At 61.6% G+C, this 14,949-nt stretch carries 10 protein-coding genes; 8 read left to right on the top strand and 2 right to left on the bottom strand.

Annotation, left to right across the window (positions count from 1 at the left end):
- The first annotated feature begins 503 nt into the window (after positions 1–503).
- Positions 504–2,300 (top strand): NAD(P)/FAD-dependent oxidoreductase, encoded by a 1,797-nt coding sequence (locus tag NLM27_RS24230; RefSeq protein WP_254145727.1) that lies wholly within the window; start codon positions 504–506, stop codon positions 2,298–2,300.
- A 204-nt stretch (positions 2,301–2,504) separates the two neighbouring features.
- Positions 2,505–3,857, top strand: coding sequence for a transposase (locus NLM27_RS24235; protein WP_254144035.1), 1,353 nt, complete (start codon positions 2,505–2,507; stop codon positions 3,855–3,857).
- A gap of 83 nt (positions 3,858–3,940) precedes the next feature.
- On the opposite strand, the gene NLM27_RS24240 is transcribed toward NLM27_RS24235, so the two are convergent.
- On the bottom strand, positions 3,941–4,951 hold the full coding sequence (locus NLM27_RS24240; RefSeq protein ID WP_254145728.1) for an AraC family transcriptional regulator: 1,011 nt from the start codon (positions 4,949–4,951) through the stop codon (positions 3,941–3,943).
- Between the two features lie 164 nt (positions 4,952–5,115).
- Between NLM27_RS24240 and NLM27_RS24245 the strand changes: the two genes are divergently transcribed.
- The 6 genes from NLM27_RS24245 (at position 5,116) to NLM27_RS24270 (ending at position 14,023) form a co-directional block, all read left to right on the top strand.
- Complete coding sequence (locus NLM27_RS24245) at positions 5,116–6,372, top strand: NAD(P)/FAD-dependent oxidoreductase (RefSeq protein ID WP_254145729.1); 1,257 nt, start codon at positions 5,116–5,118, stop codon at positions 6,370–6,372.
- A gap of 215 nt (positions 6,373–6,587) precedes the next feature.
- Positions 6,588–7,652, top strand: coding sequence for an SDR family oxidoreductase (locus tag NLM27_RS24250; RefSeq protein WP_254145730.1), 1,065 nt, complete (start codon positions 6,588–6,590; stop codon positions 7,650–7,652).
- Positions 7,653–8,879: 1,227 nt separating this feature from the next.
- Positions 8,880–9,968, top strand: a complete 1,089-nt coding sequence (locus NLM27_RS24255) for a hypothetical protein (protein WP_254145731.1) — start codon at positions 8,880–8,882, stop codon at positions 9,966–9,968.
- A gap of 249 nt (positions 9,969–10,217) precedes the next feature.
- Entirely contained in the window at positions 10,218–10,676 is a 459-nt protein-coding gene (locus NLM27_RS24260; protein WP_254145732.1) for a hypothetical protein, read from the top strand.
- 141 nt (positions 10,677–10,817) lie between these two features.
- The gene (locus NLM27_RS24265; RefSeq protein ID WP_254148908.1) at positions 10,818–12,554 is read left to right on the top strand and encodes a type I secretion system permease/ATPase; all 1,737 of its coding nucleotides are present in this window, start codon (positions 10,818–10,820) and stop codon (positions 12,552–12,554) included.
- A gap of 116 nt (positions 12,555–12,670) precedes the next feature.
- Entirely contained in the window at positions 12,671–14,023 is a 1,353-nt protein-coding gene (locus NLM27_RS24270; RefSeq protein WP_254145733.1) for an HlyD family type I secretion periplasmic adaptor subunit, read from the top strand.
- Here the strand turns inward: NLM27_RS24270 and NLM27_RS24275 are convergent.
- Positions 14,020–14,874: a response regulator transcription factor gene (locus NLM27_RS24275; protein WP_254145734.1), complete on the bottom strand. Its 855-nt coding sequence runs from the start codon at positions 14,872–14,874 to the stop codon at positions 14,020–14,022. The two genes, NLM27_RS24270 and NLM27_RS24275, sit on opposite strands and share 4 nt — an antisense overlap.
- Between the last annotated feature and the right edge of the window lie 75 nt (positions 14,875–14,949).

Below are 14,949 nucleotides of genomic sequence, written 5' to 3' on the forward strand. Positions count from 1 at the left end.
CATCAGATCGGCAAGGGTGGCTTTGGCTCGATCCAATCTGCGAAGCGCTTCTGCCTGCCGCACGCTGAAGGTGGTCAGGGTGAGGTCACGCCGCGCGGCCTGCACCTCGTGCAACACATGATTGATTGCTTCATTTAACATTTTGACCCTGCCAGATGATGCTCGTCCGAGGCCGGCCGTCTTCTTCCGAGGCGCGGCAACCCTTGAGCTGGTCAAGCGTCACGCCCCTGCTGGATGTCGAAGCGTTGCTGACCGCCAAACTTGGTGAGAATTGGAAGGCCGTGTGACGATAAATAGACCGAGCTCGGAAGCGGAAGCCTCAAACGGAGGACACGCGGGCGTTCGGCCTCACGGCGCCCCACACCAGTTTCGCGGCGGAATCGGCCCGAAAGGCGCTGAAGCCCACCGGGAACCCTGCCGCGCCGGTCTGGATTCCCGCAATATTCGGCGTAATGTCACGCTGCCTGCGCAGAACAATTGCAAAAGACATCCGGGAGGAAGTGATGCTCGACACCACGCTTAGCGCGCGCGTCCAGGTTTTCCTCGACAAGTTTGGCGCCGCGCTTGCGGCGGGCGACTACGACACCGCCGTGGAAATGTTCGCTCCGGAATGCTACTGGCGCGACCTCGTGGCCTTCACCTGGAACATCAAGACCATGGAAGGTCGCGATCAGGTCCGCGACATGCTCGCGCATTGCCTCGCGCATGCGAAGCCGCGCAACTGGAAAATCGCCGAGGGTGAAACGCCAACCGAGGCTGGCGGCGTCACCGAGTCCTGGATCTCGTTCGAGACCGAGGTCGCGCGCGGATATGGACTCATCCGACTGCAGAACGGCCAGATCTGGACGCTCCTGACAACGATGGCCGAACTCAAGGGCCATGAGGAAAAGGCTGGCTTCAGCCGACCGCTCGGCGCCAGGCACGGCGTCAATCCCGGCTCCAAGACCTGGAAGGAGCTGCGCGACGAGGAAGCCGAGCAACTCGGCTTCAAGACCCAGCCCTACGTGCTTATCGTCGGCGGCGGACAGGGCGGCATTGCGCTCGGGGCGAGGCTGCGCCAGCTCGGAGTGCCCACGATCATCGCCGAAAAAAACGCACGCGCCGGTGATTCCTGGCGCAACCGCTACAAGTCGCTCTGCCTGCACGACCCCGTCTGGTACGACCATCTTCCTTACATCGATTTCCCCAAGAACTGGCCTGTGTTCTCGCCCAAGGACAAGATCGGCGACTGGCTGGAAATGTACACCAAGGTCATGGAGCTGAACTACTGGACGAACACGACCGTCAAACACGCCAGTTGGGACGACACCAAGAAGGAATGGACCGTCGCCGTCGAGCGGGATGGCAAGGAGATCACGCTGCGGCCCAAGCAGCTCGTGTTCGCGACCGGCATGTCGGCCAACGCGAACATGCCGAAAATCAAAGGCATGGAAAACTTCAAGGGCGAGCAACACCATTCCTCACGCCATCCCGGCTCCGACGGCTACAAAGGCAAGAAGGTGGTGGTGATCGGCTCGAACAATTCGGCCCATGACATCTGCGCTGCGCTGTACGAGGCCGGCATCGACGTGACGATGGTGCAGCGCTCGACGACGCACATTGTGCGCTCGGATTCGCTGATGGCGACCCTCGGTGACCTCTATTCCGAACGTGCCGTCCGCAGCGGAATGACCACGGCAAAGGCCGATCTGATCTTTGCTTCACTGCCCTACCGCATCTTGAATCAGTTTCAAAAGCCTGTTTACGACAAGATCCGCCAGGACGACGCCGCCTTCTATGCCGGGCTGGAGAAGGCCGGCTTCAGGCTGGACTTCGGTGACGACGATTCCGGGCTGTTCATGAAGTATCTGCGCCGCGGCTCGGGCTATTACATCGACGTCGGCGCTTCGCAGCTCATCATTGACGGCAAAATCAAACTGTTCGCTGGACAGGTCGAGGAAATCACGCCCAACGGCGTCAGGCTCGACAACGGCAAGGAATTGCCAGCGGACGTGATCGTCTATGCCACCGGCTACAGCTCGATGAACGGCTTCGTCGCCGATCTCGTCAGTCCGGAAATGGCCGACCAGGTCGGCAAGGTGTGGGGCCTCGGCTCGAATACGACAAAGGACCCCGGGCCATGGGAAGGTGAACAGCGTAACATGTGGAAGCCGACGCAGCAGGAAGGACTATGGTTTCACGGCGGTAACCTGCATCAGTCGCGGCATTACTCGCAATTCCTTTCCCTGCAGTTGAAGGCGCGCCACGAGAGCATCCCGACGCCGGTCTATGGCCTACAGACTGTCCACCACAAGGCTTGAAATGCCGAGTGCACAATTGGGCTCGCCGAGCGCGAGCCCAATTCCATTTCCGGATCTGCGTACCAACACAGGGTCCGCCTTGTTTCGCTGAGCCGACATCGCTGACTTGACCCGCCATGTCGGGTTGGGGTCGATTTTGTTGAAAAAGTCGACGCTTGCGCCGATTGATCTTCGCTGATTCAGTCGTCGCGAGAGGACTGAATCATGATGGGACATCAGCTGGGTGAGCAGGCTGCGTTGTTCTACGAGTTTTCGCTCGAGCGGCACATTCCGAGCGATCATCTGTTGCGATCAATCGACAGGTTCGTGGACCTCGATGGGCTGAGGCGAGAGCTGTCACCCTTCTACAGCACGATCGGGCGTCCCTCGATCGCCCCCGAGCTGATGATCCGGATGCTGCTGGTCGGCTACTGCTTCGGTATCCGATCGGAGCGTCGCTTGTGCGAAGAGGTCCACCTCAACCTGGCATACCGCTGGTTCTGCCGCCTTGGGCTCGATCGTGACGTGCCCGATCACTCGACCTTCTCGAAGAACCGACATGGCCGCTTCCGCGACAGTGATCTGTTGCGACAGCTGTTCGAGGCCGTATTGCGCCGCTGCATCGACGAGGGGCTGGTTGGCGGAGAAAGCTTTGCAGTCGATGCCAGCCTGATCAAGGCCGACGCGAACCGGCAGAACGGCGTCGAGGGCGAGAAGGGGTTGCCCCCACAAGCTGCAAGCCGTGCCATCGACGAGTATCTAGCCGTCTTGGACGATGCGGCTTTTGGGGCCGCGACCGAGATCGTCCCCAAGTTCATCTCACCGGCTGATCCAGCCGCACGCTGGACCGGCGCCCATGGCGGGCAGGCTTTCTTTGCCTACTCTACCAACTATCTGATCGATGTGGAGAACGCGATCATTGTCGACGTGGAGCCGACCACGGCGATACGGCAGGCGGAAGTTCTCGCTGCCAAGCGCATGATCGAGCGAACCGCGAAGAACTTCGCTCTCCACCCGTCCAGACTCCTCGGTGATAGTGCCTATGGTTCAGCCGACATGCTGGGCTGGCTGGTCGATGAACACGGCATCGAGCCGCATGTGACCGTGTTCGACAAATCGGCACGCAAGGACGGCACCTTCGCACGGGAGGACTTCAATTATGATCCAGCCGGCGACGTTTATATCTGTCCTGGCGGCAAGACACTGACCACAACAGGGACACGTGTGAATGATGGCGAGACGTTGCTTTATCGAGCGAGCAAGGCTGACTGTGACGCTTGTGCTTTGAGGCCACGCTGCTGCCCGAACACGCCTGCTCGAAGGGTGCCTCGTTCGATTCATGAGGGGGCCCGCGACATGGCGCGGGCGATTGCCAACACCTGGGAGGGGCGAACATCAAGACGACTGCGCAAGAAGGTCGAAATGTTGTTCGCTCACCTCAAACGCATTCTCAGGCTGGACCGACTGCGACTACGTGGACCGAATGGTGCCCGTGACGAGTTCCTCCTCGCAGCAGCCGCGCAGAACCTTCGGAAATTAGCTAAGCTGGTCCCAATGCCGCAGCCAAAGGCGGCCTGAGAGATGGTCGGTTCGCGCTGCAATTTGCGGCCGCCTCTGCCGCGAGACGGACTTCTTCAACGGAATCGGCCAGAAGCGGATACTTAGACCAAGACGGGTCGGCCGCGGGTTGGCTTCTCGCTACCAGTTGATCCCGATCGAAAGGCCGACCGCCGGAATTGTCCAGGCGGAATGCCAAACTCGCGCTTGAACGCGCGATTGAACGCCGCTTCCGAATCGTATCCGACCTCGGACGCCACGTGTAAGACCGCTTCCCGGCTCGTCTGCAGCATTCTTGCAGCGAGTTGCAATCGCCAGCGCGCCAGATAGGTCAGTGGCGGTTCGCCGAGAAAGCGGGAGAACCTTTCGGCGAGGACCGAGCGCGACACGCCTGCCTCCACAGCAAGCTCGTCCATACTCCAATGGTGTCTAGGCCTCCGGTGCAGAAGTGCCAGTACGCCGCCGACGACCGGATCCCGCGCGCCCGCAAGCCAGCCGGTCTGCTCCGGCGGCAGCGCTTCCATATAGCGGCGAATGCTCTCGATGAAGAGCGCCTCAGCCATCTTGGAGAGGAGGACTGACTGTCCCGGCCGCGCCGATCCGGCCTGAGAGACAAGATAGCGGACCGAGTTTTCCAACCACTCGCCAGCCGCGTCGCCGCGGAGGTTGATCTTGATCATCAGCGGCAACCCGGCGAGGAAGAGCCGATCCGCATGCCGCTCGCAACCGAAATAGCCGCATACAAACCTGGTCGTCTCGCCGCCGCCGCCCAATCGCATCGTTGTCAGACTGCCCGCCAGATACTTGTCGAGCGAGGCTCCGCTGTCGAGAAAGGTCGAGGGCGATCCGTTTGAAACCGTATGGGCATCGCCGTGGGGAATGATCAGGATATCCCCGGCAGTAACCGGTATATGCTCTTGGCCCGGGAAGCGCACCACCGCCTTTCCGTCGATGACCAGGTGGTAGCTGACAAGACGCTCGGTCCCGGGCGCGAGCACGTGGGCGACGTCATGCAGGTGCGGCACCTGGAAACCCCAAGGGGCCGTGCACTCCGCATGGTAGAAGATGGCACCAGTCATGCGCACCGACGTCAGCGCATCCGATAGAGCATCCATTTCGTTGCTCCGCCGATCGTGAAGCGTGACCACGCTGCAAAGAAGCACGGATTTCCGGCAAAGTTTGGAATGCGGATTTGCCCTAGCCTGTTCCCTCAGGGTGGATGCCGCTACCAATAGCCGCATCGCGACGCACCGCCGGCAAGGTCTCGCAGGAGGTTTCAATGGGCAAGGCATTCGACGTGATAGTCGTGGGTACGCGCTGCGCCGGTTCGACAACTGCCATGTTACTGGCGCGAAAGGGCTACCGGGTGCTGGCGGTCGACCGCGCATCATTCCCGAGCGACACCATCTCAACTCATATCCTGCATCCCCTCGGTGTAGGGGCGCTCTCGCGATGGGGGCTGCTCGACAGGCTGGTGGCGACCGGATGTCCCCCAATCCATACTTACGCCTTCGACTTCGGCGCGTTCACGATCGCCGGTACGCCGGGCACGGACGAGAATCCCGTCGCTTACTGTCCCCGTCGGACGATCCTCGACAAGCTGCTGGTCGACGCCGCGGCCGAAGCCGGCGCCGAGATCCGTCAAGGTTTCAACGTCGAGGAGATTATTATCGATGGGGGGCGTGCGGCCGGCATCAAGGGTGGATCGAAGCACGGTGGCTTCGTCACGGAACATGCGGACGTTGTCGTCGGGGCAGACGGCCGGCACTCGATGGTAAGCGATGCGGTTCACCCTGAGCAATACCGCGAGAAGCCGCCTCTGCTGGCCGGTTATTACAGCTATTGGAGTGGGCTGCCGATGGACGGTCGGTTTGAAGCCTATAGTCGCGAAAAGCGCGCATTTGCGGTCGTCCCGACCCACGACGATCTGACGCTCGTGATTGCCGGATGGCCTTACGCCGAGTTTACGGAGAACCGGAAGGACATCGAGGGCAACTATTTGAAGGCGATCGAACTGGCACCGGCGTTTGCCAAACGGCTGCGCTGCGCAACCCGCGTAGCATCATTCGCCGGCACTGCCGTACCGAACTATTTCCGCAAGCCATACGGCCCCGGATGGGCCCTCGTGGGGGACGCCGGTTACAATAAGGACTTTATCACCGCGCAGGGAATTCTCGATGCCTTCCGCGATGCCGAACTCTGCGCGAAGGCACTCCATGAGTCCCTCTCGGGGGCGCGGTCATTCGACAATGCAATGGCCGACTATCAGCGAATCCGCGACGAGCGAGGTGGAGCGATGTACGATTTCACTTGCGAACTCGCAGCGCTCGAGTCTCCACCGCCCGAGCTGTTACAGCTGCTTCAGGCGGTGCACGGCAATCAGATGGCCATGGATGGATTTGCGCGACTGAACGCTGGCACGATATCACCAGCCGAGTTCTTTGCACCGGAGAACACCGGAGCGATCTTTGCCGCTGCAGCCGCGAGTGCTCACAGCAAGGCAGCTGCCGCTGAGAGTACCCCGTGTCGTAGCTGAGAGCATGTGACCAAGTCCGTTTCGGGTCAAGAGCAGCGGTCAGCCGATCGGTCGGACGACGTCCGGCTTCCCTAAGACAGCAGACATGGCAATGGCTCTCGTGGTGTTCAGTTCAGGGCCAAAACCGGACAAACTCGCAACATCACGAAACAGGGATTCGGATTGCTCGCGCCTAATCGGCGCCCCATCTCGAATGGATCGCAAAGGGTCCGAAGATGGAACGTTCCGCACTTGTCGCAGGAGCAACCGGCATAGTGGGCAACAATCTTGCCCGGCATCTGCTGGAGCGCGGGTGGTCAGTGTACGGGCTGGCACGCAGGCCAGGAATTGATATCGCGGGTATGTTGCCGATCGCCGCTGATTTGTTGGATCCGGCGTCTCTCGGATCGGCGCTGCGCGATCTGCGTCCCACGCATGTTTTCTTCACCACGTGGCTTGGACAGAAAACAGAGGCAGAGAATATCCTGATCAACTCTGCGATGGTGCGCAACTTGCTGGATGCATTGTCATCTGCCGCGTCGGTCAGGCACGTCGCACTCGTAACTGGCCTTAAGCACTATCTCGGGCCGTTCGAATCCTATGGTCAAAGCAGCTTGATCGCCACGCCGTTTCGAGAGGACCAGCCTCGGCTCGATACTGAGAATTTCTATTATGCCCAGGAAGATGAGGTGTTCGCGGCGGCGAAACGAGACGGCTTCAGCTGGAGCATTCACCGGCCACATACGATCATAGGCTATGCCGTCGGGAATGCCATGAACATGGGCACAACGCTCGCTGCGTATGCCACGATCTGCCGCGAGATCGGACGGCCTTTTCTGTTTCCAGGCTCTGCAACTCAGTGGAACGCACTAACGGATATGACGGACGCCAGACTGTTGGCCAGACATCTGGAATGGGCGGCCACGACAGATGCCGCCCGCAATCAGGCTTTCAATGTTGTCAACGGGGACGTGTTCCGTTGGAAGTGGATGTGGGGGCGCTTGGCAGCTTGGTTCGGACTGCAGCCAGCAGCGTTTCCGAGCGAGCGCCTTCCGCTTGAGCAACAGATGAGCGACGCCCGCCCGATCTGGTCGGACATCGCCCGGAAGCATCATTTGGCAGAACCGGATCTCAACCGGCTGGCGTCTGCGTGGCACACCGATGGAGACCTCGGTCGGCCAATCGAGGTTGTCACCGACATGGGCAAGAGTCGTCGGCTGGGGTTCCTTGACTATCAGGCGACGGACGAAAGTTTCTTCGACCTGTTCACGACTCTGCGAGAGAAGCGAATCATACCGTGAGCGAGGCGGCTCGCTCGAGGTGTTCGAACCGAGAACACGCCCCCGAGGGCTGCCGGGCTGTCGGCCAGATGGGCCGCGACCGCACCCGGCAAGCATCATCACGCGGAGGCCAGCACTCGTCGATCTCTGCAGCGCCCCATGGCTTTTCCACGACGGCGTCACGGCTTCCGAAAGCTCATCTCTGCGAAATTCCGATCGCGAATAGCGCCATCAACGAGGGCCGGAATCCGCCATTCGGGCTTATCTCCAGAAGCTCACCGCGGCCGGTGCTGCACGCGGTGATGTTGAGCAACGCCAGGCATGGCCCCATAAGCCCTGTTGGGCCCGAACCAGGGAGCCGCGCCGCCAGGGAGCTCCAGACCCGCTCTGCCTGCTGGCGTCAGCTCGCAGCCGTTCAATACATCCCTGTCGGGATATTGCGCCTGAAACGAATCCGGATCTTGAGTCGCCCAGAGCGGGCACTGTGCGCTTGCAGAGCTGATCACGCCAATCGACATCATCGCCGCAATAATGGAAGTCCTGAATCCAATCATACTCGTTCTCCGAAGGATTTTTGTTCTCGTGCGGAGCATTCGCGCTGACTGGAATCGGCTGCTCTGTTGAAAGCGTTTCCTTCGAATTCTTTTGGACAAGGGTTATGTAGGGATGCGATCGAGAAAAGACACGCAGTGAAAAGTCACGGCTGCGCGAACGGCGAACCGGCATGCTCACCGCTGCGTGACGCGCACCCCGCAATGCAAAGTCTGTAGCCGCACCCGAACGGATGTAGCCGATGTTACGGCTGCCAGACGAAACGCCATATCCGAACTGAGGGCTGGGCATTCGACCTTCCCGGGATGACATTCTGCCCGGAGTGCAGAACCCGTCCGATCGCGCCGAGCGATTGCGACGAGGGAGGCTACGATGGATTTTTCGCGAATGTCGGATGGAATCCGGCTGCATCACGCCTCTCATCACCACGATGGGTACGACGGCGAGGGCGGACCGGGTCCTGCGCCGAGGGCCCCGTTCGTGACTGAGGCGGTCGGCGGTGGCGCCCCGGTCCATCGTCCCGGCCCGACTGAAGCGCACGCCACGAGCGCGCATGCCTGGCATCATGACCGCGACCCGGTTCAGTACAAACATCCCACATCGGGGGTCGACACCGGCGGCCACGCCGGCAACCACACCGAGGCGGGCCCGGATGTTTCGTCCACGAAGCCTGCTTCCGGCGCATCCCATGCCGGGATGGGCATTGCTTCGATCGAGAGTGGGGCGAATACGGCCGGGAACGGCGGGGATGGCCACTTCTACGGAGGTATCATTCACGCGTCCCTGCTGATCTACGAGCCGATCAACATCTCAGTGAGCGCGGGATACGGCGCGGTCGCCCTGGCCAGCCAGTCCAACAATCTGAATGTCGATCAGTCCGCTTTTCAGATGGCCGGCGTCGGCGGTGATGGCGGCAACGACAACCTTGCATCGGGAGGAAACGTCACGTCGTCCTCAGGCTCCGGCGTGATCGCCAGCGGCGACAACAGCGCCGGGAACGGCGGCAGCGGCTATTTCTCGGGTGCGATCGTGGACGCTCCCGTGGTGATTTATCATCCGATCAATATTGCATTGGCGAGCCCGGGCGGCTCTGCGCATGCAAGTCAGTCGAACACGGTCGACATCGACCAATCGGCTACGCAGATCGCGGGCGTCGGCGGAAGTGGCGGACATGGCAATGTGGCCGCCGGCGGCAGCGTCATCACGCTCGACCCCAGTTGGGGATCAAGCAACGGAGGGAGCGTCTTTGGCGTTCACACGGGCGGAACCGAGGCCGGCAATGGCGGTGACGGCGTGTTCTACGGGGAACTCGTCCATACCTCGGTTGTCGTGTACAACCCGATCAACATCGCAATCGCGGGCTATGGCTCCAGCGCTTACGCGGTCCAGATAAATGATGTCTCCGTGGATCAATCCGCGATTCAGATCGCCGGTATTGGCGGCCACGGCGGCAGCGACAACGCCGCGGCGGGCGGCCATGCAAGCCTTCTCTCCCATCTGTGGGGCGGCTCAGATACGATCGCAACCGGTTCGAACAGCGCAGGCAATGGCGGCAACGGCTATTTTGCAGGCAGCCTGATCGACGTCAGCGTCGCGATCTACGCCCCCATCAACATAGCAATCGCAGGTCCACATTCGACGGCCGTCGCCGATCAAGTCAACAACGTGCACATCGACCAGAGTGCGATCCAGATCGCCGGAGTTGGCGGGGACGGCGGCACCGGCAACCTCGCGCTGGGCGGCGATTTCGCGCATCTCTTGTCGGATCTTCACCTGCTGGCATAGCGAAAATTGCATCGCTCGCATGGCCGATCGCATCGCGACGCGCACCGTCGCCACTCTCCGCATGCAAAGCCCACGCAGAGGCGGCCTCCCCTGACGAAAACTCGTACTTTCGTACGTAGGCCCACCAAACCGGGTGGTGTCCGATTTGACATCTATCGCCCTCGCGCACGAGCGGATCAGACTTGGCGCGCGCGTCCGCCTGATGGGGAGGATGTTGCACGACAGCCAACACAACGACGGAGGCCTCAAATGTTGCCAAAGGCAATCAACGTCTCGGATACGATCAAGGTCAAATCGATCGACACCGGTGGTCAAAGTGCCGGAAATGGCGGCGACGGTGTTTTCAAGGGAGCCATCATCAGCAAGCCGACTGTCAACTACGATCCGACCAACAAGGCGGAAGGTGCTGACGTGCACGTGAGCACCGGCGATCACGTCAAACAGTCGGCGGATTGGGATGCCGGCGGCGCAAACGCCAAGGCCTCGGTGCTCTCCAAGGCCCATGGCGGAGACGCCGAGTCGAACGGAAGCCAGAAATCCTACAGCGGCTACGATACGTCCAAGGTCCACGCCAATACGGATGCCACCCAGATCAACAAGGTCATGGTGGACCAGCACCAGGAAGTTGCGGCCGGCATCGGCGGCGATGGCGGAGACGGCAACTTCGCATGGGGTGGCGGAGTGAGCTTCGATCTCGATACGCTCTGACCAGCCGCTCGTCCGACTGGAGGGACCGACGGCCGCGGCCGCCGGTCCTGGATTTCACGCCAATGATGTACCGATGCCGTTGCCGGATTGCGTTGGCCATCGGTCAGGTGCGCCGGACCTCGATTTCAGGCGGTGATGATCATGCTGATGCCGCCCCTTCGGTTGCCCATCCTGCCGCAGATCCGAACGCCACTGCACGCGGCCCTCTGGTCCTGCGTGGGACCGTTAGCTCTCGTCTTCGCATATAGCTGCAGCTACAACCTGCTTCTGTTTGCGCCCTCCATCTATCTTCTTCAGATCTACGACCGGGTGCTGTCGAGCCGGAGCGGCGACACGTTGTTCCTGCTCACGCTCATTGTCGCGATCACAGTGGTTGTCGGCGGCGTGTTCGATGCATTGCGGCGCGCCGTCCTCGGACGCCTCGGCGGCTGGCTCGACGATCGCCTTCGTCCTTGCGTGCTTTCGGCCGGTCTCGAATCGGCATTTCGCGGCGATGGGACGCAAGCGTCGGGCGCATATCGGGATCTCACCGTGCTGCGCCAGTTCGTCGAGTCCGGCGCATGTACGATGCTGTTCGACGCGCTCTGGGCGCCCCTGTTCCTCCTTGTCCTCTTCCTGATCCATCCCCTGCTCGGCATGGTGGGCGCCTGCTGCGTCGCCTTCCTGTTCGCTCTCACGGTTGCCGGAGAGCTGGTCACGGAAGACGTTCTGCTCAGATCCGGCGCCGCGCTCTCCAGAAGCTACGGTCGCCTTCAGACCGCCGCGGGCAACATCCACATGATCCGTGCCATGGGAATGTTCGATAGCGCTGCGCGCATGATCCACCGTGACGCGCAGCAAGCGCGCAGAGAGCACGATGTGGCACTCCGGCGAGGCGAGATCGTCTCACTGGCGGCCAAGCCGGTTCGCGCGCTGTCGCAGGTCTTGATCATGGGGGCTGCCGCATGGCTCGTCCTCGATCACGGCAAGAATCCAGCCATCATCTTTGCTGCGATGCTGATGTTCAGCCGGGCGCTCGCGCCGGTCGAAAGTGCGGTCGCAGGCTGGAAATCACTCGTGACGGCCGTGACCGCCTGCCAGCGGCTCGGCGCACTTCTCGCCGCATTCCCCGTCGTCCGGCAGGAGAGCGCGTCGGTCTTCCCGCCGCAGGCGCGAAGTGGCCTCGTCGTCGACAATGTCAGCGTGTGGCTTGCGGGGAGCAACCATCTCCTGCTGAACGGGGTCTCGTTCAGCCTCATGCCCGGAGAATGCCTTGGCATTATCGGTCCGTCCGGATCAGGCAAGTCCCTGCTCGGCCAGGTGATCGCCGGGCTGTCGATGCCGACGCATGGCCGTGTCCTGCTCGACAATACCGACGTTTCGCTGCTCCGCGAGGGCCGCAGCGGCGACAGCCTCGGTTATCTCCCCCAGGATATCAACCTTTTCGGCGACACCATCAACGACATCATCGCACGCCTTGAAGATGCCGACCGGCAGAAGGTCGTGGAAGCGGCCAAGCTCGTCGGAATCCATGGGGCGATCATGCGCCTGCCCGAGGGTTACGACACGCCGGTTCACAGTGAAGCAGCCTTCTCACGCGGGTATCGGCAGCGCCTCGGTCTTGCCCGCGCCTTTTTTGGCAACCCGCGCCTGATCGTTCTCGACGAACCCAATGCCAGCCTCGACTACGGCGGCGAGCGAATGCTGCTGGATGCCATCGAGCGCATGAAGCTCGAAGGTGTCATCCTCGTTGTCGTCACTCACAGGATGGGTCTCCTCGCCGCCACGGACAAGATCGCCATCATGGAAGACGGTGCGGTCGCCGCGTTCGGCGACAGCGAGGACATCTTTGAACGGCACCTGAGCCGCCCCCAAGTTACTTCGCAGATTGTGCCATGATCTGGAATTCTCTCACCATCTGGAAGCACGCCGCCGTATCGAGACTTCCCATGATCTGGGACCGGCTCATGCGAGCGCCGGCAAGCCCTCCGCCCGCCCGACGGTCTGGAGTCGTGGTGACCGCAATCGACGATTTCGCGCCGCTGGAATTTCCATGGTGCTCGACGCCCACGCCGACCTCTCCACGCGGAAGGCTTCGCGGTATCACCGTCGCGGGCAATCTGCTGGTGCTCTGCTTCATGCTGGGGCTTGGGACATGGGCGAGCCTCGCGCCGCTCGAAAGCGCCGCGATCGCCTCCGGCGTCGTGGAATCGGAATCGAGCCGCAAAACGATTCAGCATCTGGAAGGCGGTATCGTCAGGAAGATCCTGGTTTCGGATGGCGATATCGTGCGAAGCGGCCAAACGCTGATCGCGCTGGACGACACCCGGGCCAGCTCGGAGATGCAAAGCCTTCAAGGCCAATTGTGGGATGCAGCTGCGCGTGCCGCTCGGCTTGAAGCCGAGCAGCAGAGATTTGAAACGATCGCAATCCCGGACGCGCTGGGCCAGGACAGCAAGCAGAACGGCGTGGCCGCCGCTGCGGTGTCGGCGCAGCAGTTCATCTTTCAGGCACGCCTGCAGGTTCACGAGTCGCAGCTCGCGGTCATTCGCGAACGAAGGCGTCAAGTCGAGAAGGAGATCGAAGGTCTCACGGCGCAGGAGAGCGCCACCGGGCAGCGGATCAGCATCGTCCGGGAGGAGCTGGACATGGTCGCGACCCTCGTCAACAAGGGGCTCGAACGGCGGCCGCGACTTCTGAACCTGCAGCGGGAGCTGGCCGACGTCGAGGGCCGCCGCGGCGAGATCACCGCGCAGATTTCCCGCGCCGGGCAGGTCATCAGCGAACAACAGGCCACGTTGTTCAAGCTCGAGAGCGAGAGACAGAACGAGATCGCACAGTCGCTTCGCGAAGCACAGAACCAGATATTTCAGCTCCGCGAGCGGTTGCTTGCGGCCAGGGATCAGCTATCGCGAACGGAGGTCAAGGCGCCCGAGGACGGCGTGATAACCGATTTGCGGATCCATACAGCCGGCGGCGTCATCGGAGCGGGTGCCCCGCTCATGGACCTGGTGCCACGGCAAGACCGCCTCATCGTGACCGCGCGCCTGCGGCCTGAGGATATCGATGTGGTTCATCCCGGCCTCAATGCCGAGGTTCACCTCGTACCGTACAATCAGCGTCGCGTGCCCCGCCTGAAAGGAACCGTCGTGCACGTGTCCGCAGACCGGCTCCTCGACAAGCGTACCGACCAGCCATACTACGCGACCAAGATCCGGATCGACGACGCGCAGATCGTCGCAAACGACATCCAGATCGTCCCCGGCATGCCGGTTCAAGTGTTCATCACGACGGGACGCGGTACCGTGGCTCTCTACGCACTGAGGCCCCTGCTCGACAGCTTCCGTGGTGCATTCAGAGAGGACTAGCTCTCCAGCATTGGCGCTGCGCCGGGGTCGTGATCGCGCCTCTGCGCGGGCAACCGGCCGCGCCAGCGGAGCACGGCTTCCGTCCGATTGTGCGCAGCGCACTTCCTCATGATGTGCTGGATGTGCATCTTGACCGTGCTTTCCGAGAGATTCAATTTGGCGGCGATCAGCTTGTTGGGCAGGCCGAGCTCCAATTCCGCCAGAACATGTTGCTCTCGAGGCGTGAGACCGGTCATGCTCCTGTCGATAGCCGCTCTGGCTCCCTCGTTCATAAGGTATGCGGGCGCAAGCCCGCGCGCATCCGGCGGCTCGAAATCCGGCATCCTGTTCATCCCGCCGACCGGCAATGGCCTGTAGACGCCGCCGACAAGAACAAGGCGGAGGCCGGCTATGACGACCTCGATTGGGAGCGAGGTGGGAAGAAAGCCGCGCACGCCCCGCTGCATCGCGGCCTGCGCGGTCGGCTCGTCGTCATGGTTTGACAGGATCGCAACGGCGGCGTTGGGACAGCACTCCGCAACGAAGGCGAGATTGCCCTCAACCGAGGGATCGTCGATGGACTTGTCGGCGATACTCAGCACCACCAGACGAACATCGCGGGTTGACGTGCAGTCCAGGGTTTCGACCGTTGCCATGTCGAGGATCTCGACTTCCGCCAATTCCCGCCTGAGGACGGTCAGAATACACGTGCGGGGCAACAGGAGCGGTTCGACGATCACCAGAACCGGCAAGTGAAGCGATCCATCGAGTCGCCTTGAGGAGTTGGTTATGTCGTCCATGATTTCCTCGAGATAAAAGAACTTCCGCGATATTCCCATTTCGTGTTGCGTCTCCCCTGCTGCTGCATTCATCCTGAATGCAGCAGCACGAGAGCGGCGCAGTGCCGCCGTTAGTGCCGTATCCGCTGCGGGATCACTCGGCGCGTG

It is taken from the genome of Bradyrhizobium sp. CCGB12 (genome assembly GCF_024199845.1).
Lineage (GTDB): Bacteria > Pseudomonadota > Alphaproteobacteria > Rhizobiales > Xanthobacteraceae > Bradyrhizobium.

Excerpts from the sequence above, each read along its gene's own strand:
- NLM27_RS24255 (WP_254145731.1), top strand. The coding sequence starts at position 8,880 with ATGGGCATTGCTTCGATCGAGAGTGGGGCGAATACGGCCGGGAACGGC.
- NLM27_RS24245 (WP_254145729.1), top strand. The coding sequence starts at position 5,116 with ATGGGCAAGGCATTCGACGTGATAGTCGTGGGTACGCGCTGCGCCGGT.
- NLM27_RS24240 (WP_254145728.1), bottom strand. The coding sequence starts at position 4,951 with ATGGATGCTCTATCGGATGCGCTGACGTCGGTGCGCATGACTGGTGCC.
- NLM27_RS24260 (WP_254145732.1), top strand. The coding sequence starts at position 10,218 with ATGTTGCCAAAGGCAATCAACGTCTCGGATACGATCAAGGTCAAATCG.
- NLM27_RS24275 (WP_254145734.1), bottom strand. The coding sequence starts at position 14,874 with ATGAATGCAGCAGCAGGGGAGACGCAACACGAAATGGGAATATCGCGG.
- NLM27_RS24250 (WP_254145730.1), top strand. The coding sequence starts at position 6,588 with ATGGAACGTTCCGCACTTGTCGCAGGAGCAACCGGCATAGTGGGCAAC.
- NLM27_RS24230 (WP_254145727.1), top strand. The coding sequence starts at position 504 with ATGCTCGACACCACGCTTAGCGCGCGCGTCCAGGTTTTCCTCGACAAG.
- NLM27_RS24265 (WP_254148908.1), top strand. The coding sequence starts at position 10,818 with ATGCTGATGCCGCCCCTTCGGTTGCCCATCCTGCCGCAGATCCGAACG.
- NLM27_RS24235 (WP_254144035.1), top strand. The coding sequence starts at position 2,505 with ATGATGGGACATCAGCTGGGTGAGCAGGCTGCGTTGTTCTACGAGTTT.